Source organism: Sulfuricurvum sp., from assembly GCF_041651515.1.
GTDB lineage: Bacteria > Campylobacterota > Campylobacteria > Campylobacterales > Sulfurimonadaceae > Sulfuricurvum.
Map to the genome: position 1 here is coordinate 400,851 of NZ_JBAZJF010000004.1, position 23,802 is coordinate 424,652.

The 23,802-nt window shown below is 44.6% G+C and carries 25 protein-coding genes and 1 rRNA gene; 2 read left to right on the forward strand and 24 right to left on the reverse strand.

What is annotated here, in order from left to right:
- Positions 1-33: 33 nt before the first annotated feature.
- The 6 genes from WC407_RS10065 to WC407_RS10090 are packed head-to-tail and all read right to left on the reverse strand — an operon-like array spanning position 34 to position 5,265.
- The gene (locus WC407_RS10065; protein WP_373022506.1) at positions 34-684 is read right to left on the reverse strand and encodes a beta-ketoacyl synthase chain length factor; all 651 of its coding nucleotides are present in this window, start codon (positions 682-684) and stop codon (positions 34-36) included.
- Positions 677-1,795, reverse strand: a complete 1,119-nt coding sequence (locus WC407_RS10070; protein ID WP_373022507.1) for a beta-ketoacyl-[acyl-carrier-protein] synthase family protein — start codon at positions 1,793-1,795, stop codon at positions 677-679. Before WC407_RS10070 ends, WC407_RS10065 begins: the two co-directional genes overlap by 8 nt.
- Complete coding sequence (locus WC407_RS10075) at positions 1,792-2,781, reverse strand: BtrH N-terminal domain-containing protein (protein ID WP_373022508.1); 990 nt, start codon at positions 2,779-2,781, stop codon at positions 1,792-1,794. The genes WC407_RS10070 and WC407_RS10075 overlap by 4 nt, the downstream gene beginning before the upstream one ends.
- On the reverse strand, positions 2,781-3,185 hold the full coding sequence (locus WC407_RS10080; RefSeq protein WP_373022509.1) for a hypothetical protein: 405 nt from the start codon (positions 3,183-3,185) through the stop codon (positions 2,781-2,783). Before WC407_RS10080 ends, WC407_RS10075 begins: the two co-directional genes overlap by 1 nt.
- Positions 3,182-4,333 (reverse strand): beta-ketoacyl-ACP synthase III, encoded by a 1,152-nt coding sequence (locus WC407_RS10085; RefSeq protein WP_373022510.1) that lies wholly within the window; start codon positions 4,331-4,333, stop codon positions 3,182-3,184. The genes WC407_RS10080 and WC407_RS10085 overlap by 4 nt, the downstream gene beginning before the upstream one ends.
- A gap of 11 nt (positions 4,334-4,344) precedes the next feature.
- A complete protein-coding gene (locus tag WC407_RS10090; protein WP_373022511.1) occupies positions 4,345-5,265 on the reverse strand; it encodes a dialkylrecorsinol condensing enzyme in 921 nt (306 codons plus the stop codon).
- A gap of 69 nt (positions 5,266-5,334) precedes the next feature.
- On the opposite strand from WC407_RS10090, the gene WC407_RS10095 reads away from it, so the two are divergent.
- Entirely contained in the window at positions 5,335-5,709 is a 375-nt protein-coding gene (locus WC407_RS10095; RefSeq protein ID WP_373022512.1) for a hypothetical protein, read from the forward strand.
- Here the strand turns inward: WC407_RS10095 and WC407_RS10100 are convergent.
- Genes WC407_RS10100 through WC407_RS10150 form a run of 11 tightly spaced genes read right to left on the reverse strand, consistent with a single transcriptional unit; the run spans position 5,706 to position 16,602 of the window.
- Complete coding sequence (locus WC407_RS10100; RefSeq protein ID WP_373022513.1) at positions 5,706-6,926, reverse strand: AMP-binding protein; 1,221 nt, start codon at positions 6,924-6,926, stop codon at positions 5,706-5,708. The genes WC407_RS10095 and WC407_RS10100 overlap by 4 nt on opposite strands.
- Complete coding sequence (locus WC407_RS10105; protein ID WP_373022514.1) at positions 6,926-9,076, reverse strand: hypothetical protein; 2,151 nt, start codon at positions 9,074-9,076, stop codon at positions 6,926-6,928. The genes WC407_RS10100 and WC407_RS10105 overlap by 1 nt, the downstream gene beginning before the upstream one ends.
- Positions 9,057-9,536 carry a hypothetical protein gene (locus tag WC407_RS10110; protein ID WP_373022515.1) on the reverse strand — a complete coding sequence of 160 codons (480 nt, stop codon included), beginning with the start codon at positions 9,534-9,536 and terminating at the stop codon, positions 9,057-9,059. Before WC407_RS10110 ends, WC407_RS10105 begins: the two co-directional genes overlap by 20 nt.
- A gap of 3 nt (positions 9,537-9,539) precedes the next feature.
- A complete protein-coding gene (locus WC407_RS10115) occupies positions 9,540-10,616 on the reverse strand; it encodes a cyclopropane-fatty-acyl-phospholipid synthase family protein (protein ID WP_373022516.1) in 1,077 nt (358 codons plus the stop codon).
- Positions 10,617-10,646: 30 nt separating this feature from the next.
- Positions 10,647-11,873 carry an NAD(P)/FAD-dependent oxidoreductase gene (locus tag WC407_RS10120; protein WP_373022517.1) on the reverse strand — a complete coding sequence of 409 codons (1,227 nt, stop codon included), beginning with the start codon at positions 11,871-11,873 and terminating at the stop codon, positions 10,647-10,649.
- A 15-nt stretch (positions 11,874-11,888) separates the two neighbouring features.
- On the reverse strand, positions 11,889-12,761 hold the full coding sequence (locus tag WC407_RS10125; RefSeq protein ID WP_373022518.1) for a hypothetical protein: 873 nt from the start codon (positions 12,759-12,761) through the stop codon (positions 11,889-11,891).
- Entirely contained in the window at positions 12,758-13,909 is a 1,152-nt protein-coding gene (locus WC407_RS10130; RefSeq protein WP_373022519.1) for a beta-ketoacyl synthase N-terminal-like domain-containing protein, read from the reverse strand. Before WC407_RS10130 ends, WC407_RS10125 begins: the two co-directional genes overlap by 4 nt.
- On the reverse strand, positions 13,909-14,175 hold the full coding sequence (locus WC407_RS10135; RefSeq protein WP_373022520.1) for a phosphopantetheine-binding protein: 267 nt from the start codon (positions 14,173-14,175) through the stop codon (positions 13,909-13,911). The genes WC407_RS10130 and WC407_RS10135 overlap by 1 nt, the downstream gene beginning before the upstream one ends.
- Positions 14,172-15,383: an ABC transporter permease gene (locus WC407_RS10140; RefSeq protein WP_373022521.1), complete on the reverse strand. Its 1,212-nt coding sequence runs from the start codon at positions 15,381-15,383 to the stop codon at positions 14,172-14,174. The genes WC407_RS10135 and WC407_RS10140 overlap by 4 nt, the downstream gene beginning before the upstream one ends.
- On the reverse strand, positions 15,376-16,323 hold the full coding sequence (locus tag WC407_RS10145; protein WP_373022522.1) for an ABC transporter ATP-binding protein: 948 nt from the start codon (positions 16,321-16,323) through the stop codon (positions 15,376-15,378). Before WC407_RS10145 ends, WC407_RS10140 begins: the two co-directional genes overlap by 8 nt.
- A gap of 15 nt (positions 16,324-16,338) precedes the next feature.
- Positions 16,339-16,602: a phosphopantetheine-binding protein gene (locus WC407_RS10150; protein WP_373022523.1), complete on the reverse strand. Its 264-nt coding sequence runs from the start codon at positions 16,600-16,602 to the stop codon at positions 16,339-16,341.
- 98 nt (positions 16,603-16,700) lie between these two features.
- Here WC407_RS10150 and WC407_RS10155 point away from each other — a divergent pair, with 98 nt between their 5' ends.
- Positions 16,701-17,576 carry a hypothetical protein gene (locus WC407_RS10155; RefSeq protein WP_373022524.1) on the forward strand — a complete coding sequence of 292 codons (876 nt, stop codon included), beginning with the start codon at positions 16,701-16,703 and terminating at the stop codon, positions 17,574-17,576.
- Here the strand turns inward: WC407_RS10155 and WC407_RS10160 are convergent.
- From WC407_RS10160 to rrf, 7 genes are all read right to left on the reverse strand, one after another.
- On the reverse strand, positions 17,573-18,778 hold the full coding sequence (locus WC407_RS10160; protein ID WP_373022525.1) for a lysophospholipid acyltransferase family protein: 1,206 nt from the start codon (positions 18,776-18,778) through the stop codon (positions 17,573-17,575). The two genes, WC407_RS10155 and WC407_RS10160, sit on opposite strands and share 4 nt — an antisense overlap.
- A 41-nt stretch (positions 18,779-18,819) precedes the next feature.
- Positions 18,820-19,059, reverse strand: coding sequence for an acyl carrier protein (locus WC407_RS10165; RefSeq protein WP_373022526.1), 240 nt, complete (start codon positions 19,057-19,059; stop codon positions 18,820-18,822).
- Positions 19,060-19,067: 8 nt separating this feature from the next.
- Entirely contained in the window at positions 19,068-20,291 is a 1,224-nt protein-coding gene (locus WC407_RS10170) for a beta-ketoacyl synthase (protein WP_373022527.1), read from the reverse strand.
- Positions 20,291-20,986 (reverse strand): SDR family oxidoreductase, encoded by a 696-nt coding sequence (locus WC407_RS10175; protein ID WP_373022528.1) that lies wholly within the window; start codon positions 20,984-20,986, stop codon positions 20,291-20,293. Before WC407_RS10175 ends, WC407_RS10170 begins: the two co-directional genes overlap by 1 nt.
- Positions 20,983-22,503: a histidine ammonia-lyase gene (hutH, locus tag WC407_RS10180; RefSeq protein WP_373022529.1), complete on the reverse strand. Its 1,521-nt coding sequence runs from the start codon at positions 22,501-22,503 to the stop codon at positions 20,983-20,985. Before hutH ends, WC407_RS10175 begins: the two co-directional genes overlap by 4 nt.
- A gap of 38 nt (positions 22,504-22,541) precedes the next feature.
- Complete coding sequence (locus WC407_RS10185; RefSeq protein WP_373022530.1) at positions 22,542-23,252, reverse strand: glycosyltransferase family 2 protein; 711 nt, start codon at positions 23,250-23,252, stop codon at positions 22,542-22,544.
- Between the two features lie 445 nt (positions 23,253-23,697).
- A 5S ribosomal RNA gene (gene rrf / locus WC407_RS10190) occupies positions 23,698-23,802 on the reverse strand; the annotation flags it as partial.

A 23,802-nucleotide genomic window follows, 5' to 3' on the forward strand; every position in this document is an offset into this window, starting at 1 on the left:
GTAACATATTATGTGATATTTTTGTGAGACACATCATACCGCGATGGATATAATCGCCCCACATCCTGCAGGAAGTGACTCACACTGCTCTATAATTTCAAGCATTGGCCACAATGTTCGCGAATACTTCGGATACGATTTACCGCGCAGAGTGATCGTTGCTTCTTCGCTCGTACGGGTAACGAGCAATGCCGCCCCCCCTTCTAAAAACTCTATCCCGCAGTGATTTATTTCAGCAATCTGGTCAAAATTGATTGAATCGGTCACCATCAATGCCAACTGCGGGTACTGCAGCGATTTGATTGCACCGACTTTTAGGACACTCGAAGCGGTATCCTGTAAATCCGATACCGTAGTGATGTATCCGCGATTTTGCTCAACAATAGAAAGGTACGATGCAGGGGTATTATGTACCGAGTTTTGAAACGCCGTCGGACTTAATGAACTTTTCTCATAAATTGCCCGAAGGATATCGTAGGTCTCGGAGACTTCACCGTATCCGTTTCCTATGACAACCGCATTTTGCTCTGCTCCGATTTGATCTGCAAGATAGAGAGCGATTCGTGCATTACGGGTTAGCCGTCTGCGAAGCATCATATCGGAAACGATCGTTTTTTCATTGAGGGTCGTACATTTCTGCACATCGGCGATCTGTGCATATTTAAGAATTTTAAGATTAATCATGCAAGACCTTTCCTAAAAGGATGGAAACATTTCCGCCGCCAAAACCGAACGCGTTTGATAAAACATACGTTACCTCTGCGTCTGTGGCAGTACGCGGATGTGAGAGGGTAGGATTAACGGCAGAGGTGAGATTGACACACGGCGGAATAATATTATGCAAAATCGACATAGCGCCGATAGCCGCTTCAAGTGCTCCGCACGCCCCCAACGTATGCCCTGTCACCGCTTTGGTCGAAACAACATAGGGACGGGAGCCAAAAAGTTTTTCAATAGCACCGGCTTCGATCTGATCATTGGCTATTGTACCGGTACCGTGTGCATTGATGTAGTCGATGTCATCTGGGGTAAGCCCTGCACGTTCCAATGCCATAGTCATAGCACTTATAGCCCCCGCTCCCTCGGGGTGAGGATGGGTAATAGTATAGGCATCGGAGCTTACCCCGGCAGAGAGCAATTCGACACAATCCGCAGAGAGGGTATCGGAAAAGGCCAAAGCCGCAATCCCCTCTGCCACATTAATACCGTTTCTATCCACATCAAAAGAGCGGACATAATCGCGGGATGCAATTCCCAAACAGTCAAATCCGTTAACAGCGGAGAGGCTCAGTTCATCCGCACCAACCACGACAACCGATCGGTATATACCATTTTGGATAAGATCATATGCAAAATCGATCGCGACAGAACTGCTGGTACACGCCGTCGAAAACGAGAGTGACGATTTAAACCCAAACGTACGTTGAAGGGTTTCCGCAAGGGAGTAAATCGATGCTTCTAAAGGATCAAACGTAGCGGCATCCCCCTTTTCCAAAAATTTTCGCTCGGTTCTGCACATACCGCCGACGGACGATCCGACCAACAGCATCGTTTCGGAGGGGTTGATTGAGGGGACCTTGGCAAAAAGGGTCTCGACATTCTGAATCAGAAGTTGGTAAAAATCATCTTGGTGGGGAATTTTACCCACAGGGATAACCGATCCGTGAATGTAACCTTCTCGCATCGTTATTGCCGTTTTACCCGAGAGGAGGGTTGAAAATATCTCTTCGATAGTGACCCCGGCCGCACATGCCGCGCTGAATCCGTTTAGATAAACCTTTTTTTTCTCACTCATAATTTAACCCCTCTCAAGAAACGGTATACCTTCTCTTCGGTATCAATACACTCTTGAAGTTTTGATGCGATTTCTGTGACTGCAAGCTCGCCTCCTTTGCACACCTTAGAGGCACTTAGGGCAAACTGCCGCCATTTATCCCCCGCTTCGGTCATCATCACCGAAGCCGTTTTCAACTCATCTCTCCCTAATACGTCAGCCGCTTCAGATAAAAATGCCGCGTACATCAGACGAAAACCTCCGCCTCCTGTACCGATCTCTTCTTGCATTCGGATAACATGTCCCAGATACAAAGAGGCATACCGTTTATGCGGATGGTTTGGGAGCTTCAGAATCGCATTTTTCATCCGACGCATTCCACGCAGCCCCACCCATGGCAAAGGGGTGAAAAGCATCATATTGGCTGTCCGTTTGATAGCGGTTTTGATTGCTTTGGCTAGATCCAGCGTTGCGGGGACATGCTCAATATAATAACATGCCCCTTTGGGAGCAAAAACCCCTTTGGCAAAACGGGCTTTATCGAGAGCATCGTAGGCGAGTGTTACCGGATTCTCAAATACCGGATCGCTGATTAAAAACCCCTCTTCATTTTTTCCATAAACAAGAAGATTATGGGCATTAAAATGAAATCGCATCTCCGGCGGAAAATAGGGGAGCCAAAATACCGATGTCTGCAATCCCACCAATTTACCGGCATCCAAAAGTGCTACCAAATCTTCGCGCGCACGTTCGGGATTAGGATATTTTTTCATCACCACGTTCAATCCAAGCCGCTTGGTAACCGATTTGATAATATTCTTCGGCGGCATTCGATACGCTACAAGGGGCATCCCGTCTATTTTAATAATCGGCAGATAGGCAAAGGTCAAACCATCACCGATTCCAAATGCCATCGCTTCGCTGATCGGATATCCCGCATGAGTCAATAGGGACGAAACAACCCCACTCTCGCAATGAGCCGAATGGCTATGAACAAAAGATTCCATTATTCCGGTTCCTTAGGGTTATGAAGTTCATCGAGGGTAACATCCAGTACTTCGCAGTATATCGCTATCTTCTTGGGATTCAGCGCGTTAAAAACACCCTCTTTAAGATGGCGTTTTACCTGCCATTGCCAAAAACCTGAACACTGTGAAAGAGTAGGGAGTGTCATACGCCGATGATACATCCATACCTCCAATGGCGAAGATCGGTGATCTAAAAACGATTTCCACGCCTCACGCTCCAAACGGCGAAATTCATCCACCGCCTGCAAGGTAGCAACCTCTTCAACATTCCATCCGCTGCTGGGGGCAATTGCGTATCCGCCGTCTTGTTCTTGCGCATAGACCGCTTTTCGTCCACCGCGATAAATCACATTATCGTCCTGAGGGACCTCATCGAGTTTCATTCTACCACCTCTAACAACATAAAACCGGTAGAGAATCGTCCGCTCTCGGGGATAAAGCATAACAGCTTCTCTCCGGCACGGAGTTTTCCGGAGTGAAAAAGCTCTTCAAGGATAATATAAATCGAAGCACTCCCCGTATTTCCTTTGCGCGTCAGATTCGTGAACCATTTTTCATTTGGAATCGAAAACCCGATTCGCTCCAGTCCCGCTGCCATCTTATCGCGAAAATATTCCGAAGAGTAGTGGGGCAAGAAATAATCGATCTCCTCGGCACGAATCCCCCGCTTTTGGACAATACCCTGTAACGGTTTCTCGACCGTGTAATAGACAATATTTTCATTTAAAAGTTTGACATCCTGCTCGACAGCAAATACGGCGCTATCCAGCCATAAAGCCGGATCAAGCTCTCTCCATGGCTGATAATTTCCTGCATCGTCTTTTAACATACCGCTGACCATACACGTAGGCATCTCTCCGGCGTAAGAGAGGATATCAATCCACTCTACTTTGAGTGATATTCCCTCTGAGGATGGGGTATTTTGGAGCAAAACCGCCCCAGCACCATCGGAGAGCATCCAGCGCAAGAAATCTTTTCCAAAAGCAATTTCAGGGCGCTTTTCGAGTACATCCAACTCTTCCATAAGCGCTTCGGAAGCAAACATTTCAGCCCGCAGTCCCATCGAAGAGATTTCAGAACCTGTCGATATTGCATAAGTATGCTCACCTGATGCTACCGTCATATAGGCGTATTTCATTGCGGTAATTCCGCTCAAACAAATCCCCGAAGTTGCGATCGCTTCGCACGAACCCATTCCAAGCTCCCCTTGGGTCATTAGGGCATGATTGGGCATTAAATAATCCGGTGACGTAGTCCCGCACGCCAGACATCCGACTTCGCTTAATGAAAAAGTACTATCTTCCAACCCCTGCACGGCTCGTGCCGTCATAGAAGCATTGGTAAAAAGAGGTTTGCGACTTTTCGGATCCAGTACATAATATCTGCTCTTGATCCCGTTGCTTCGTAAAACAACATTTTTAGCACGCGATTTTACCCCGCCGATACGCCCAAGCACTTCTTCTATTTGATCATTTTCGACTGGATCATTAGGCAAAAAAGCCGAAATTTTCGTAATATATACGCTACCCATACTCATCTCCCCTATCGACCCGAAGGGGCTTCTATAGTTTTGATTATTTTATCCATTTTTCCTTTAAATAAACGGCGGATAATGGTTTGAATAGCCATATTTATCGGGACAACACTCACAATCAATAGTATGAGAAATACAACATAGACTGTCAAGATAGGGCGACGTCTCCACGAGCCTCTACGTCCAAACATCCGCACCCATCTCCCCCAAATCCGGAAACTTCGTTTGCCGATTTTCTCCGATGCGATAAATCGCGGATCAGCACAAACAGCCCCCAACCCTTGCAACATCGGCTCATTCTGACGTTCCCTATCTCTCTTCAGTCCCGCAATAATCGCTTCTCCAAACCGGCGGCTATTTTGGATCGTTTTGTGGTCTATTCCAGCTGCGGATAATCCCCAGAACGGTTCTCTCTTACCAGTAAGCATCCACCGAGGAGTCGTAATAAAACTCTCCAACGGCCCGCTTTGGTCATTTAATACGACATTATCAATCAACCGCCCTTTGCACGAAACAATCAATTCATGCATCGTTTTTTGTCCCTCTATCCACATATTACGGCAACCTATTATTGTAATAACGGGTTTTCCCGCAAGGATAATACGCGCTTGGTCAGACTGTAAAAAGGCACTCATCGGCAATGATGGGGATAAAAACCATGGCTGATACCCCAAAAGTATCAGATCAAAGGCTGAGGGATCAGGGATTTCAAAAGATTTGTTCGCCGGAGGATCAAGATAGACCGCTTCGGGGAAAAGATCAAAAAAACGAAAAAAAGACCACGGGAAAGCGAAAGTTTCCGTTGAGTGCAAAGGGACGACATGCAACTCAATCCCCTCTTCCTCCGCTAAAGGAGACACTATCTGCTCCATCACCTTTGCCAGTTGCCCTGTTTGCGAATAATAGAGTGCGAGTACCCGTTTTGCCACCTAAAAATACCTTCTATTTAAGTAAGTTTATCCTAACATATCTCTACCCAAAAAAGTAGGATTTCCGTTATGTCTCATCCGATTAATTCGCGTCTGCCCCATAAAGAACCGATCGTTTTCATCGGGGAGTTAATCAAATTGGATGAGATTCGATGCCGTTTTTGGACGCAGTTTCCCTCCGTCCCGACACTCTCCATGTTTTGTGAAGCAGCCGCTCAAGGGAGCAGCTTTTTCCCCCTCTCTCCCGAATGCACCATCGGGGTTGTCTCTTCCTTCCGTAATGTTAAAAAACTCGATGCCATTGACGCTACGCGATACTCTCTGAGCATACAGATCAAACACACGTTCAACAACTCCTATCTTTTTAACTTTGAAGCCCTTGATCCGAATACAGAGCTCGTTGTAGCGACAGGAGAAATCGCCATATTTTATTTGGCGCCTTAATCGCCCTTCATACTCAATGCATGGCGGATTTTTTTCCCCGTAGCCGTTTTAGCAATCTCGTCTACCCTAATGATTTTACACTCGATATGAATCCCACCGAATCGGTCATGAAGCAGTTTTTTAATCTCCGCCGCATCCATGCTTCCGGTTTCACCGCGCAATTGCAGATGCAACAATTCGCCGCGCAATAAAAGAGGACGATATTCGACCGAGACCAAAGCCTCCTCAATCCCCTCACGTGTTTCAAGATATCTCTCAATCTCGATTACGGAGAGCCGTTTTCCCCCGATTTTGATCAATTCACTCTCTCGCCCGATAATTTCAAATTTTCCCTCTTCGATTCGAACCAAATCGGTAGTGATATGAGGATCTGCAAGGGGGATAAAATCCTCTTGATAAAGATAGTCGGAGAGATAAGGGGATCGGACACTCAACCTCCCCTCTACCGTATCAATTTCTACCGTTTCCAACGGGGTCCACAGGGTATCGCTTCCCCCGCGTATCGCTATTCCTCCCGTTTCGGTCGATCCATAGAGCTGAATAAGTTTCGTATGGTATTTTTTCTCAAAGACCCCTGCTTCCGATGCTTCTAACGCTCCTCCCGAACAAACAAACAACGAATCGCTTAAATCGATATCCTCTCCGAATCGGTTCAACGCTCGGATAAAAACCGGATTGGTAATACACAACGTCGGTTTTGAACGGGCATGGAAAAGAATATCTCCGGGGAGAAAATGGTCTTGCGTCACTATATCCAGATCCAAAGCCAAAGGGAGAGCTACTCCGAATAAAAATCCATAAATATGGAAGAAAGGGACGCTAACCAAACACTGCTCAAATGAAAAAGCACTGATCCATTTTTTTTGGGTCTCGATTTCACGTTGAATATGTGCTGCACTTTTTAGTACCCCTACCGGATTTCCACTCGTCCCGGAGGTAAAGAAAAGAGCTACCCCTTCTTGACAAAAAGAAGGTTTCTCTTCCTCTTGTTTTACAAGGGCATTCACTTTTTCAGCCGTATTGGCCATCGAGCCATCGAGGAGAACCACCAATTCACCCGATTCAAACGAATGAAGCATACGTTGCAGATACTCTATCTTATTCTCATGTTCGATTTGCCTAATAATACGCGGCTCTACTGCCTCCGCATACCCTTTAAAATTTAACACAGACGTTAGTCTCGTATTGTCATCCCGGAATAGAGTGATATTCGGCATCAGACTCCTTTGGTATTTTTTTGGAAAAAGAGTAAAACTATGGCAGCAAGTCCGACGAGGGTACTTTCACCGATAGCATACACGGCCGGAACCTTGCTAAAAAATAAAATCCCAAATCCTGCGAAGGTTGTTATAGAAGAATAGATGACCGCGCGCATCGATGTGATAGAGGACCCTTTTGCAAGGAATATCCCATAATCAATCCCATAAATCATCATCAAAAAGAGGGCAAACAGATGCATGATCGTGTACCCTTCCAAAAAGCTCAACATACATAAAATAGAAGCAACCGGAAAAAGGAGAAAATTGAGGGCATACAACGCTTCTCGCTTCGTCGCCATCGCTACAATCAACAATAATGCGAAAGAGGCAACAAGAAAAAAGCTTTTAAATTGCTCCAGTGCTGCTATAGCACTTTGAGACAGGAGCTCTCGACCGATAATCGGTTTGGCGAACCCAAGGCCGCTCACTTTGCCCAAATCCGCTTCATCCATGTATCCGATAGTACTAATCACCCCATCATGACGCAGTACTTCAACCCCCAATTGCGCAATTGCCCCCTCATCCATCCGATACGGCGGTAGATGGCTCAAGCCATTGTAGGATTCAGCAAAGGTTCCCGAACGAAATCCTGCCGATACCCCCAATGTATCCAACTCTTTAGTCAGGTGCTCAAAATCAAAGGAGCGGATTTGCGCTTCACGAAGTTGCGCTTTGTGCTGACTCACACTCAAATTGGCAATACTAAAACTTTTAGGGGCGGTAGCGCGAAATTGCTCCGCATCCACGAGTAGCTCTTCCATCGTTTTTGCCGAGATCAATACGGGAATTTTATCTCCCCCCAATGTCTCATTGAAAAGGGCTTCTGCCGCCATCAATTTTTGATTTTGGTAGTCTAAATGACGAAAGTTGGGATCGAACGAAATGCGAGGGAGAGCATACGCCATCATTGCCAAGGAGACAACCAAAAAAACGATAGGGGGAATCCGTCGGAGCGTAAATAATCGAAGATAGATTGCATTACTCTTCTCACTCCGTTCATTCTGATAAAATGCCAGTCTTCGGAAGAAAAATGCAAAAATAACGTATGAAATCGCCAAAGAGATTGCCGCAAACAGTGCCAACTGAGCAATTAGAGGAAAATCGATCCACACCAGAGAGAACAAGCCCGCTTCCGTAGCCATAAACCCGTAAAAAACCGGTTTGTTAAATCGGTGATGACGATAATCGTCATTGATAAAGAGCATAAAGAGATAATCTTCCGCAATTGATGCGATCCCCGCACCAAAGGCTACGACCAGAATAGAGACCTCTCCAAAAATCCCCTTTACGGCGAGCAAAGCGATAATCGCCGATACCACCAAAGTGGTGACACTGAAGATAAGGAGGCTTCTGTTACGCAGTAAAAAGAAATAGACACCCAACAATATAACAAAGGTGAAGATTGTAATCTTTTCAATGTCATTTTTGATAAAAGCCGAGTTTTCAACGCTGTAAAAATTGGGGCTAAATACAACGATATCGCTTTTGTACTCCGCCAATGCGCCGTTTACCTCATCGTACATTTTACGGGATGCTTCCATATCACTTATACTCGGAGATACCGAAGCGATGAGGCAGTATCCTTTGCCAGGGACAACCAGAAAACCGTCTTTCATGGTAGCCGCAATGATCTGCATTTGGGTAAAAAGATGGAGAGGATCTTGGGTATCAAGGCTTACATACGCTCCGCCCGATAAAATACTCTGAGCACTCTCATTAAGCCGCTGTTGAATACTTTGCGAAGAGAGCGGCGTTGCATTAAAATCACTGAGGTAGTAATAATTGTCGGCAAGATAACTTTGAACACGCAGGCTTACATCCGTAACGTTAAAGAAAACACTCTCAACACTTTTTTGACGTTCCAAAATCGCTTTGATCTGCGTCGCTTTCTCTAAACTCTCCTCATCAAAACCACGTACCAACACAAAAAGTTTTTTGGAGGATTCAAATTTATTGTACAACGTAAGGGTACGTGTCGCATTATCGTCGGGGAGAATTTTGATAATATCACCGGTCGGGGGATAGCGATTAAGTAAAAATACCCCTACCGCTATCAAAATAACGCAAATTACAAGAAAGCGGATACGCTCAATGAGTTTCGATTTCAATGGTGTCTCTATTCGTAAAATTGATCATGATTTTTTGGATTTCATCCCCGTTCATCGTCATAACGATCTTTTCAATCGCCCGCTTGACCTGTTTCTTAGGGAGAAGGGTCATAATGTTTTTATCTCTCTCCACCTCAAAATACGTTTTCAGTCCACTCATATCTTTGCGGTACGCTGAACGCATAAATGAAAAGTACAGCACCATATCAATCCGATCCGAAAGATCAATCGTCTGCGTAGTATGGGCATCGATATCCTCGACAATCAACTGCTTTCCGGACTGGGTCAGTACTTTGCGATCGGGCTGAACATACCGAACAACCGTTGAATCCTCGCTCATCGTTACACTTCCTTTATAGAGTGTCGTTCGATCCAGGGCATAGCTATACCGTTTTTCGGTAAATTCATCTTTGGCGTACATCGACACCACCAAATAAAGAAAGAAAAAAAGTGCTCTCACAGATTAACCTTTTGATTTTTTTTCACAGACAATCAACGAGTGACAAAACCCGATATTATCCTGTATGTCACATACCACCAATCCTGCTTTGAGGATACAGCGGGTTAATTCGCCCAGATTAAACATCTTACTCGTCCCATTGGCCATTGCGGTAAAATAAGGGGAGGTATTGATCAGACAATATGCTGACGTCTCGTATTTTTGACGATCCCACATCGGTTCCAGAATATAAACCTTCCCTCCATCGTCAATCCCCTTAGCTACTTTGGAGAGTATCCGGACAATATCCTCTTCGCCGAAACAATCCAAAAACTGGCTCATCCATGCCCCGTCAAACCCTTGCGGAAGCTGCGCCGCAACATCCAGCATATTCGCAGCGTGCGTATCAATCCGATCCGACAACCCTGCTGCCTCAATCTCGACCTGAGCAACGCTTAGCTGCTCAGGAAGATCGACAATCGTCACATGGCATGTTGGAAGGGTAGCCGCACACAAGCGGGAAAAGCGTCCCGTATTTCCCCCTATATCCAAAAGCCGTTTTCGATTGTCTCCACCGATAATAGCCAATGCCGCTTCAAATGCCGAATCCGAGTAAAAATGGTCGAAATCAAACCACGCTTTTTTTGCCTTTTCCGGCAAAGAGGTCAATCCCGGATAAATGGTTTCCCATTCCCCAAAAACTTTCAACCCTACCGGCTTGCCCTGCTCAACCGCTTTATCCAAATCATACAATCCCAAATAATTGACGTAATGGTTAAAGTCCATATTGATTCGGGTCATCGGATCATTTTGAAGAAAATAACCGATTTTTGTCCCGCTAAAAAGCTCTCCGTCTTTCGCAACCGCCCCGGCACTCAAACTCGATTCTAGCAACACACTGACCGAATAAGGGGTCATAGAGAGTTGTTCGGCTATGGCCTCAATACTCATCCCTAATCGACTTTCATTCAGGAGTTTGAGTATCCCGCTCTCTCGCAATACTCGTACCGATTGAAAAACGATCGGGGCAAATGCAATCTTTTGTGCCTCATATTGTGCTTGTTTAGCGGACATTTTACTCACATCAAAAAAATGGTTCATAGAAACCCTTTGATTAGATTCTTCACGCAATTACCCTCGAAGCTGTGTAATTACAGCATCAATTCCGATTTTTGGATTTCGTACAAACATATTTTGATCTTCCCACACGTATCCCCCCAAAACAGAGGAGAAAGAGCGTTTGATTTTATCGGGTTTTCCCTCAGCAAAAAAGATCTCCTGCAGACGTCCGTCATACCATGCTGCGACAAACTCTCTAAAAACGTTAATCCCTTTCATCATGTAATCGACATATTCACTTTCCCAATCAACGCTCTCTCCTTTGAGGGTTCGATCGATCATTTGAGCCGCTTTATTTCCCGATTCGAGCGCCAATGTTACCCCCGATGAAAAAACAGGATCTAGAAATTCAGTCGCATTTCCCGCCATACAATAGTTTTTACCGACCATCGATTTAACATTTGCACTGTATCCGTCAATCTTTCCGACCGGAACAATTTTTTCAGCTTGTTCAAAACGCTCTTTGGCACCCGGTGTTGACGCGATAATCCGATCCCAAAACGATTCGTTGTCCAAGCCGAAAGAGGCATAAAATGCCTCCGTACACACAACCCCGACCGAGGTAACCCCATCCGAAAACGGTATCGTCCATATCCACGCTTCGTTGTCCCCATGGACATAAATATAAATGTACCCCTCCGTTTCATCAACGGGACGAATATCATGGCGAACCCGTGTAAATACGGCGCTTCGGATTTCCAGCTCACTTGGGGTATCCAGATCAAGTAGGCGGGGGAAGACACGTCCGTATCCGGAGGCATCCAGAGCAAATCGCGCTTTAAACGTCAACGCATTTCCCTCTTTATCGATTGCTTGCGCAGTTGTTGTCTCCGGATCAAATGCCGTAATTTCCGTCTCGGGATACAATTGAGCTCCAAACCCGCACGCTTGTTCTAGGAGCAAATTATCAAACTCTTCCCGCTTCACCTGATAAGAATTACCGAAGCGCTGACCGATATTTTCTTGGAAGTTGAATATCTCCAGTGCACCGTCTCGCTCAAAACAGGCACCGTTTTTGACCGTAAACCCATGCTTATCGACCGCTTCAAGCATATTATTGTCTTCCAGTATCTCATTGCATCGAGGCAAAAGGGACTCCCCTATCACAAAACGGGGAAACGGTACTTTTTCGACGATAGAGACACTGTACCCTTTTTGTGCCAAATGAGCTGCGGCGACGGAGCCGGCAGGGCCTCCTCCGATAATTAAAATATCCGATTCAATTACAGTGTGATTCATGCTATTTCCCTTCTTTTAATGCTTTTCAATAATCCAAAGTGCGTATCGAGACAAACCTTCTCGGCACAAATAAACAACATTCTTATACAAAGAATCTTGCAAAAGTGTCATCAGTTTTTTCCCTCCGGCACTGCCGATCAGTCTCTCTTTATCATCAGAAAGCCAAACTGCATCAGTACTCTGCGTATCAAGCCGTATCGATCCTCTTTTCACCGTAGGATCGATCAATAGTACCGTATTATCGCTAAGTCCTAAGTCCATATAAGCGGATTCAATATCCACTAATGATGATGTTAAAGAGGCCCTCCGAATTGTTGCAAATGATCCTTCTGCCTTCGATGAGAGGTGTATCCAACATCCTCCCTCCAATAAAAGTTCATCCGGACCCATGCTCATCGATTTACGTAAATCTTCCAGTGGAAAAATCGCCTCATCACAACTTCCGGCTAACGCACTGCGATTTCTCCCCGAATAAATATCCCGATACGCAAGGGCAAATGATTTTTCAAAAGAGCCCCATGGCTGCGAAAAGGTATAGCTTTCCCCCGCTAAACCTAAACTTTGTCCAATGTAAAAACCGGCCATATTGGCGGAGGTATTGATAAAGGTAAAAGGGAGCGGAATCAGCTGCTCACAATACATTTGTCGCAACATCCCAAATGAATCCGAAGCACACCCGTGGTGTGTCCCCAAATACAAAGATGAGTCACGATCCATTTTCTCTAGCGCAGGAAGCCGGTATACCGAAGCAAGTGCAAGGGTAATAAACCGGTTGATACGTCTGAATTTTTTCCCGCTTGTGTGCTCCAACTCTTGCTTTATCAGTGCAAAATCGTCTTGCGGGTTATGGGCCAAAACAGCACATCCGTGGATATACACCGCTCTCATACCGAACGTCCTTGGGTATATTCTACCACCAATACAACACCGCTCCCCGCAAATCCGAAATGATTTAACAGTAAATATCCCTCAGATATTTCCGAGAGCGCATGAGAAGGGACAATCTCCATCTCCGAGTCTATCACCTCAAATCCTCCGGTTTTAGGGATGAATCCTTCACGCAACGTTCCATACAGCAGTGCCAATTCCAATGCCCCGCAGGCACCCAGCGTATGTCCAACCGCTGCTTTGAGGACAAATATCTCCGGCAATTCTTTAAAAACCGCACGAAGGCCTCTCCCTTCCGCCAAATCATTATAAGTACTTCCGGTAGCATGAGCTTTAATATGGGTAACTTCTCGGGCATCTATCCCAGCATCCATCAGCGCGTCTTGAAGAGTGCGGGCAATAATGGTCCCATCGGTATTATGGGAGGTGATACTGTGAACATCACTTCGATTACTCCCCCCTGCGACACGCACTGCATTAGCATGCGAAGAAGGGACAGTGTCGAGTAAAATAGCGGCACACCCCTCACCCAAAACCATTCCCGAACGGTTTTGGTCGAAAGGTTTACACCCCTCTTTGCTTAGCAAACCCATCGCCTCAAATCCGCAAATCGTTAGTTCGTTGTAAAACTCAAATCCGATCACTATCGCCCGATCAATCTCTCCGGATCGGATCTCCCGAAAGGCTTCCAGCAACGCATTGGCCGATGATGTACATGCCGTTGAAAAAAGCAAAACTTCTCCGCCGATCTGATATTTTTCGGCTAATTTTCGCCCGATTTCACCGTATCCATCCATCTCGGCCATACTCCACTCAGCAGGATGCTCTTTAAAATCACCCTCCCAGGCAGAGAGATTCATCGAAGTGGAGCCTAAATACAAGGAACAATTTTTCAGTTCTTCTGCACATAAAGGGGTTTGTTGCAGCAATGATTCTATCAGGGTTTCCAACTTAGCGTAAAAAGTGCATTCCGCTATCTGTGAAGCTAATGGATAATAACGTCGTTCTATCGGGGTCTGACCGAATAGAAAGCGCTTAGTTGCTTCACAAAATTGTTCTGAACGTAGTCCCTCAACAGCTTCATTGAGATCATTGCCCACTGCTGAGAGTACAGCAACCTCTCGTACAAATACCTCTTTGGGGATCATTATTCGCTCTTAATATAATCGGCTAAAGAGTTGATTGAGGTAAATACGCGTCGCAACTCTTTGCTATCGGCAAGGACAACGCCATAACGCCGCTGTATCTCCATTGAAATTTGCAGCGCATCCAGAGAATCCAGGGCAAGCACGGATGCCTCCCCGAATAAAAACACATCATCTCCGACCTGCTCAACCGCCACATCTTTATCGCACGCCTCAATAATAAGTCTCTTCAACTCCGTTTTAAATGCTTCATCCAATGAGCCCCTCATAGCCCCTCCTTCATCTCTTTATTTAATCGTACCGCCGCGATTCCCAGTAAAACCAAACCAAAAAGAGCCAACGCCGCCATATTAGGCAGCAATTCTCTGAGCGATGCCTGATGGAGAAATATCCCTAAAAAAGATTCCAGTCCCCACGACATTGGAGAGACGACACTAAAGTGCTGCATCATCTCCGGCATTACAAAGGTAGGGACCATAATCCCCCCGACTGCCGCAAAAATGATATTTAACACTCCTCCGATGGTAACCGCCTGCTCGGTTGTTTGTACCCACGATGCCAATGTAATCGCATACGAAATGGAGGCGAAACTCACCAGCGACGAAACGGCCATAAGCTCTAATGCCCCGCCATGAATAACGAGTGCATCTCCCCCAAATAACGGGACCAAATAAACGCCGACAAGGAGCATCAGAAGAAATTGAACCTGATTAATCAGAAAATACGGGGTTATTTTAGAGAGGATAAGGGCATACACGGACATATTCATCGTTGCAAGACGCGATAATGTCCCCAGCCGTCTCTCATTAATAAAGGTATTAGAAATAGGGATAATGATAAAAAACATCGAAAAAATCAGCCATGCCGGAACACTTTGCTGTACCGATGTCGGACGCTCTTTGTTCACCCCGTCTTCTGAGAGATACGCCGTGTGATACAAAGGCGCGGAGCTAAACGCCATCTCTTTTTCTTGGAGGCTCATCCACGGATTAAGGGCGCTCATCCGATGCATTAACGAAACCTCCATCGCGGAGCGCTGAATACTCCCCTCGAACAATGATTTCATATAGGGATTGGCTTCGGGATTAATCACGACAGCTATTTTAGTCGTATTGCTCTCTTTGGCGAAAATCGTTTGTTCAAATCCCTTTTGAACACTTACCCCAAACATCGTCTCTTCTGTTTTCATTAACGGTACAAAGGAGGATTCTTTAGCCGTTACACAACTGCCGACCCATTCAAATCCCTCACTCTGTTTGAGCTTTTTTACAAATTCAAGTGCACTGGGGGTTGTTTCTTCACAAGAAACAAGGGCTTTTACGTGGATCTGCGATTTTTCGGCAAACGCATCACGCATGGCCAAGCTCATAATGAGGATAAATAAAAGCGGCATTGCAAACAACACCAACAAAGCATGAATATCTCTGCTGACAAGCAAAAATTCTTTTTTGATGCTCGCACCCAATCCTCTAAACATCCGATGCTCGCTTGTGTATATTCATAGTATGAATAAACTGCTCCAGACTTCCACTCCCATAACGGATCCGCTCAATGCGAGCATTACGGGAGGACAACTCTTCTAGAAGTCGCGGCAAAGCGGTGTATATAGCCTCTTGCGAAACCGATATTTTTAGCGGAGTGAACACAATCCCCTCCACCCCTTCGACAGAAAGCGGAACTTCTCCTGCACTAAACGGCGGTGACTCAAATATAATCTCCATTGCCTTGCACTCTCGGAGCAAATGAGCCGAAGTATCGTTTCCGACCACTTTTCCGTGATCAATAATAACAATGCGATCACAGATTTTTTCAACCTCTTCAAGATAATGAGAGGTGTAAAGAATCGTCGTAGCGTATTCATTTCGTAAAGATGAGAGAGCATTTAAAATCATCTCACGCGAATGGGGATCAACTCCGACAGTCGGTTCATCCAAATACAAGATTGGGGGGTTTCCCAATAATCCGATCGCAAGGTTAAGACGCTTGGCCAATCCTCCCGAATAGGTCGATGAGGGGGAATGAAGATACTCCTCCAACCGAGTCACCCGAACGCAAAAAGCAATACTCTCTTGTAACGCTTTTCCGCTAAGACCTCGAATGGCACCAAAAAAGGAGAGATTTTCATACCCTGACATCTCGGGGTACAAAGAAGTTTTTTGAGGAACGTATCCGATCATCGAACGCGCTTCGTGAAGATGATTTGTGAGATCCAATCCACCCAAAGTTATTGATCCAAAATCGGGTTTTATCAAACCGCACAACATCTTCATCAACGTTGTTTTCCCTGCACCATTATGCCCGATAAGCCCGCAGATGGAACCTTTCGGTACCGAAAATGAAACCGCATCAACCGCATTACGAGACCCATACGATTTTGATACCGATTCGAGAATAATGATAGGCGCGGTGCTTGTCATCTAACGTAAAAAAATTTACTTCGTCTTATTTTGATTAACATAATCGCACAGTGTCTGAATGGAGACAAAGATCGATTGAGATTGCCCTACATTTTCAATTTTAATTCCGTACTCGTTATCTAAAAAAATCACCAATTCGATTGCATCTACCGAATCGAGGCCCAATCCCTCACCAAACAAAGGGGCATCATCGAGGATTTCCTCCGCACTGAGATCTTCAAGTTGCAAAGCTTGGATTAATTTTTCTTTGATTTCATGACACTCAACCATTCGCGACATCCCCATTGTTTTTATACACTTTTTATCACTAATTGTATCTGTAATTATCTTTTTGCCAGCTAAATAGTTATAATTTCGCAAAAACAAGGATTCAACGAATGGTTAAACAACGGGGCAGCGGAAAAGGGTTATACATCGTGTACCTGTTCTTTCGATTATTCGGCTACAGCGGATTACGTTTTGTCCTCGCTTTTGTCGTTTTGTATTTTTCCCTAACCACCCCTGCACTCAAGCGTTCACTACGAGAGTACTATATCCTCTGCACCGGGAAATTCAATTTTAGAATTTATTATCACCATCTCTTTACTTTCGCTCTCGTTTTTGCCGATCGATTTTTAAGTAAAAAGTTTACAGAACGCTATCACATTCATGCCCAAAATCAAAGACCCTATCTCTCCACAATAAACAAAGGGGTTCTCTTCCTTTTTTCCCATGTGGGGGATTGGAGTACCTGCGGACTCCTCCCTTCGGAAAAAAATCGACCGATTAATATTGTAATGCATGAAGTGATCAAAGAGAGCATTCAAGGTTTTGGAAAATTTATCGAAGGAAAACCGCAAAATATTATTCGGGTCATTGATCTCTCCGAAGGGCCCATCGCCGTTGCAGTCCGTATCGCGAAGGCATTTCAAAACGGGGAGATAGTAGCCATGATGGCGGACCGTTTTTTAACACGCGAGCAAAGTATCCCTGTCATCTTTTTGGGTAAACGGGTTATCATTAATAAAAATCCGTTTGAAGTTGCCTACAACCGCGATGTCCCTGTAATTGCTCTTCTCTCCTTGCGAGACAAAGATTATCATTATAATGCGAACTACTATTGGCTAACCCCGTATGACCGTACTATTCCAAAAGAAGAGGCAATCGCTGTCGCAGCCCAAGAGTATGCAACCATCCTAGAAAAAGTGGTACAAGAACATCCCGATCAATGGTTTAATCATTATGATTTTTTCGAAGTAGCCTCAGCCTCCTAATCTGCTTTACTGCACGCTCTTTTTTTCTCTCGCATTATTTCCCAAACGCGCCGAGAAAAGGTTGCAGCGTCTTCCCCCTCAAGAACATTCATAGGTTCCAGAAGAGATACTCTTATCGTATTTACAGACTGCAAAGACCACAAACAGCTCCCTTTTGCGACCCAATTCCGCGTCCCATCAATAATCACCGGTACAATCGGTACATTTGCCGCGATGGAGAGTGAAAATGCCCCTTGCTTGAACTCTCCGAGCGATCCGTCATTACTTCTAGACCCTTCCGGAAAAATCAATACATTGCTGTTTGCACGCAAACACTGCAGTAAGGAGTAGAGCGGATTGTGACCAATGATAGTTACACCTAAAAGACGTGCTATAGGACGCAAAAACCACACAAATGCATTTTTTTTATTGGTTAGATGGTACAAATCCCATACAAATGAGCCCATCAACGGATAATCAATCCACGATTCATGAGTAGCTACATAAATATAATGACGTTGAGAATCCACTTTGGGACTTTTCTCCATATCAATTTTTCCGCCACCGGGTGCCCATAGAAAAAACCGTCGAAACATAGCCGAAGCAATCCGTTGAAAAACCGCATGCGGTTTTGAATCTTTTTTCAAAGTCATCCAAAAGTAAGCTCCGATAGCCGGCAGAAAACCGATAATTATCACCCCGGCAAACAACCCATATCCCCAGAAACTTCTGAGTGCTCTTAGTAAAAAGATACGATGTACGTAGATCATCTGTATCCCTATTGCCGTACCAAAAAGAAAATACCACCCGATAAAGGCATATGCCGCCCATAACTTCTCATTTTTCCCTAATACCAAGATGAGATGGACAGCGGTATTCAGTGCCAGCACCCCAATCCAGAAAACATGGGAACGGATAATATCTTGACGCTCATCCTCCCGAAGGGGCCGTTTTTTAAATCGTTCTACCCAGCCGATCAGAGGATAGGATTGTCGGATATACGCCATCGTAAAATACGCTAAAAAAGAGAGAGAAAGTAGTAACGGATAGAGTTTTAAAGCAAGGGGATGATTAAGGGTATAGGCCAATCCTCCGATAAGTATAAAAAAGAAAGGCGTTAGTAATGCCTCTTTTGTATAAACGCGATACAGGGAATAAGAGAGCCAAATCATCCCTATTCCCGCCATGAAGCTCCCGATGGTACTCACTCGTAAATAGTGCATTCCTATCAAGACTATCGGTATATACAATAGGGTAAAAAAATTCACTCGGGGAAATTCGTCTCCAACATTTTAACGATATCTCCTACCGTCGCTATAGATGCGCCCATATCACGGTCAAAATGGAATGCAAACTCTTTTTCTAACGCGCAGATCATATCAAACATGTCCAAACTGTCCAATCCTAAATCATCTACAAGTGAGCTCTCCATAGTAACCTCACCGGGACTCTTTTCAAACTGCTCAACAATAATATTTTGTACTTTTTCAAACATACTGCTCATAATTACTCCTAAATGAATTTTTTGATAATCAGCGAGGTATTGATTCCGCCGAATGCGAAGTTATTATTCATTACCGCATCAATACTCACCTCACGGTGCTGCTTGAGATAATCCAATGGGGCACATGCCGGATCAATCGTATCGAGATTTTTATTAGCCGGTAAAAAAGAGCTATTAAGCGCAAGCAACGAAACAATGCTCTCAAATGCTCCCCCACCTCCGAACATATGTCCGGTATATCCCTTAATACTGCTGATCGGAGTTTGGGAGCCGAAGACTCTGTGCACGGCGATAGATTCGAAGATATCCCCTTTAGGGGTTGCCGTCGCATGCGCATTTATATACCCGATGGCGTCAGGCTCCATTGCCGCGTCCGCTAAAGCACCGCGCATCACCAATTCCATCCCGTCTTCTGAGGGGAGGGTAATATGATTGCCGTCACACCCAGTGGCATAACCGACAATTTCACCCAAAATAATAGCACCTCTGCGTTTAGCGTACTCGTATTCCTCCAGAACCAATGCTCCGGCACCCTCAGAAACTATCAATCCGTTTCGGTTCACATCAAAAGGACGGGATGCCCCCTGTGGATCATCATTTTTACCCGTCGCGGTCGCACCCATACTGTCAAAAATTCCCGCTTCGACAAAATGCAGCCCCTCTCCGCCGCCGACGAGCATCACATCACTCATACCGTACTTGATCGACTCATATCCCGCGCCGATTGCCTGTGAAGAAGCCGTACAAGCCGAACTTGTCGGAATATTTCTCCCGATAATTCCAAACATCACGGCCAAATTAGCAGCAACCGTATGACTCATGAAACGCAAAAAAGCCGTTGCATTTTGATGACCGAATCCACTGTTTTTAGCCACATCTTCGGCATAATCAAAAAGTGTTTCCAATCCTCCCATCGCAGAGCCGAATGACAATCCGGTTCGAGGAGATGAAATTTGCGTTTTATCCAAACCGCTTTGCCCAACGGCCCGCTTGAGCGATAGGGCACACATCATAGCAACACGATCCATAGTGCGTCGATTTTGTCTGGGAATCTCGCTGAAATCGTTTATCGGAACTACCCCCGCTATCCTCGCATCAAGCCCGTTAACACCGTCCCATTCATCCATTTTGCGTATACCGCTTTTCATTGCAAGAAAATGTTCCATCACCTTCTCTTGGGTATCTCCGATCGGAGAGTAAAAACCCACGCCTGTAATGACCACTCTTCTCATCAGCGCACCATCCCGCCGGAAATAATGATCACCTCTGCGGTAATATACGATGCTTTATCCGCTAAAAAGAAGATCACTTCTGCGACTTCGTGAGGCTTTCCGAAACGCTTCATAGGGATAAGACGCTCAAAATCTTTTTCGTTAAATCCTGCCGTCATTTCAGAATGGATGAATCCGGGGACAACACAATTGACCCGAATATTGTGGCGTGCCGTCTCCAAGGCAAGAGATTTACTCATCGCAATCATCCCGCCCTTAGAAGCGGCATAATTGACCTGCCCGGGATTGCCGACTACACCGGCAACCGAAGCGACATTGATAATGGCACCAAATTTCTTCTTTTGCATACTCGGCAACAAGGCTTTGGTTACCGTATAGGTTCCGGTTAAATTGGTCTGTATAACATCATCCCAATCCTCATCTTCCATCCAAAACAACATTTTATCGCGTGTTTTTCCGGCATTGTTCACGAGAACATCAACTTCTATTCCGGCTAATGCCGCTCGTACGCTTGTTTTGCATGCGATATCAAAACCGATAATCTGCGTGTTTTCACCAAGCTCCTGTGCCAATGTCTCTGCTTTTTCCCGATTCGAATGATAATGGAGGTAAACAAAATAGCCGTTTTCATAAAAATAACGGGCCGTTGCTTCACCGATAGCACCTGTCGAACCGGTAATAAGCACTTTCATCATTTCATTTCACCTCGAAGCAGCATCCCTTGAATAACCTCAATCTCTTTATCCAGTCGTCTGTCTTCGATCAAAGGCTCTGAAATTTCTCTGATTTTTTTATAAAGCTTTTGAGCATGCGGGGAAAATTTCTCAACCCCGCGGATATCCATAGCCTGCGCTATTCCCAACATAGCAATGGCAAGCATAGAAGAGAACTCTTTGACCCCTTCTTTGAGTCCTAAGGCACTTGTCGTCCCCATACTCACCTTATCTTGGTTCATTGATTCGGTAGAGCGTGAAAAAACACTCGCAGGAAGCATACGCATCATAACGTCGGCACTCAAAGAGCTGAGGGTGATTTGCATCGCTTTAAATCCGTGGTGATAATGTTCTTTAGAAAGCTTCAAATTTTCACCCAAACCACGGTTAAATTTATCATCCACCAGAATCGCAAATTGCTTATCAAGCAAATCGGCCATGTTAGCCAAACAAATTTTCAATGTATCCGCTGCATGAGCAACATACCCGCCATAAAAATTACATCCGGTGTAAATTGATTTCTCGGCACAGTTAATCAATGGATTATCGCTTACCGAGTTCATTTCCGTCTCAACCCAGTTTTTTGCAATGGAGAGATTGTCCCATACAACCCCTAAGACCTGCGGGATACATCGTATGGAATAACGGTCTTGAATATTATGGTGTTCGGAATCAAAAAAACTTTCATAACGGGATAGACGATCATGCACCAAAGTGGCATCTACCAATTTTTCCCTCAAATGCTTAGCACACAGTATTTGACCCGTAAACGGTTTCACATCATGAACAAATGCTTCCAATGCTGTAGTATCGGCTTCCATTGCTTCAAAAAGAGCCGCATCAAAACTTTCCAAAGAGTGTAGCAAGTTTTCAAAAAGGGAAATTTGCTTTACCATTACTCCGGTCATCACCGAAGTGCCGTTCATAATCGCTAATGCCTCTTTTGGCTTGAATTCATACGGTTTGATCCCCAATTCATTATAGACATCCATTGTGGGACGAAGCTGCCCTTGATAAATTACTTCTCGCTCTCCTGCAATCGCAGCAGCAATATACGATAACGGTGTCAAATCTCCGCTTGCTCCTACAGATCCTTTTGAAGGAATGGCAGGAAGTATTTTTAATTCCAAAAGCTGTGACATTCGCTCAAGAAGTTCCATACTTACCCCGGAAACTCCTTTAGAGATACTGATCAAACGGACTAAGATAATATTATAGATTTCATCTTCATCTAAAATTTCACCGACACCGCATCCATGAAAGCGAAACAGATTCAACTGCAATGTTTTTGCATCTTCATAAACCAGATAGTTCTTACCTGAATCGCCATACCCCGTTGTTACGCCATAGATGGGATGCCCGTCTGTTATCTCTTTCAAAAGAACAGCCTGTGCGTCTCCAATCCGTTGTCTGAATACACTGCTTTCACTTAATACCACTTCACTTGCATTGGCAACATCATCAAAAGATATATTCTTACTCTCAATCGTAATCTTCATACTTTATACAACTCCATAAAATTTCAATATCATCACTACTACACAATCCCTTTTAATAGTAAAAACCGTTGCATAACTAATTTTGTATGTAACGCAATCATAAACAAATTATCCTTTATTTTATCAAAATGGGTAATCCTGGTCTCGTCATAAACCGTCTTAACCGGAATTTCTACCAATCTCCCTTTACGCCATAGAAAGCGGACAAGATTTTCAATTTCGAACTCATATCGTGTTGTTGTCGAAGTGTATATCAATACATCAAGGGGGTATAGCCTAAAACCGGTTTGCGTATCCGATACCCACCGTCCACTCTCAACCCATACCCAAAAATTGCCTATTTGTCTTCCGATCACTGAAGATCTCGGCGGCGTACATGCCGTAAAATCCCGTACTCCGATTACCATGGTATGAGGGTTATCCTCTTGTTTATATATCTCTATAAAGGGTCTGAGATCCTGGGCGAAATGCTGTCCGTCGGCATCCATAGTAATGCAGTGCTGCATACCTAATTCTTGGGCTTTTAAAGCACCCAAACGCAAAGCGACACCTTTCCCTTTATTCGGATGTTGTCGCACATGGATAATGTTATCTTTTTCATCTATCAATACTTCGACCGGTATATCTGAACCGTCATCCACAATTATAAGAGTAATATCACATACCTCTCTAATCTGCGTAACTACCGTTGCTACCGTCTTTGGATTGTTATAAACAGGTACTATGATGCATAAATGCTTAATATCCAAGAGTAAACTCGCTTACGGCTTTGACCTCATTTGAGACTTTGACTTTTAGAATAGAGGTTTCTTGGTCCCATATAAGGGAATAGCGTATTTTATCCAGAGGTCGTATCGGCTCCATAAATTTTGAGCGATATATTTCAATAATATCTATTGATAAAATTTGAGCAAGTATATCAATCTGCAAAAATGCCGGTAACAGAGGATTACCTTCAAAATGCGCTTGAAAGATTGGGTGCAGATGATCTGCTAGCGTGATCTCTATTACTTCATTATCGTTAGTATTAATATTATATAAGTGGGATATCAAAATAATTCTCATTTAACTTAAATATATGGACAATGCTATTTTAGTGCAATTCGACTTAATAATGGACGATTTAGATAAATAATTTGGATTAATTCTTGTGAGTTGAGTTAAAGAAAGAAAAGAGTTGGAGATAAATCTGAGGCCAGGCGGCGACCTACGTTTCCACACCTGAAAGATGCAGTATTATGAGCGAAGAGGGTCTTAGCTTCCGGGTTCGGAATGGGGCCGGGCGTTTCCCCCTCTCTA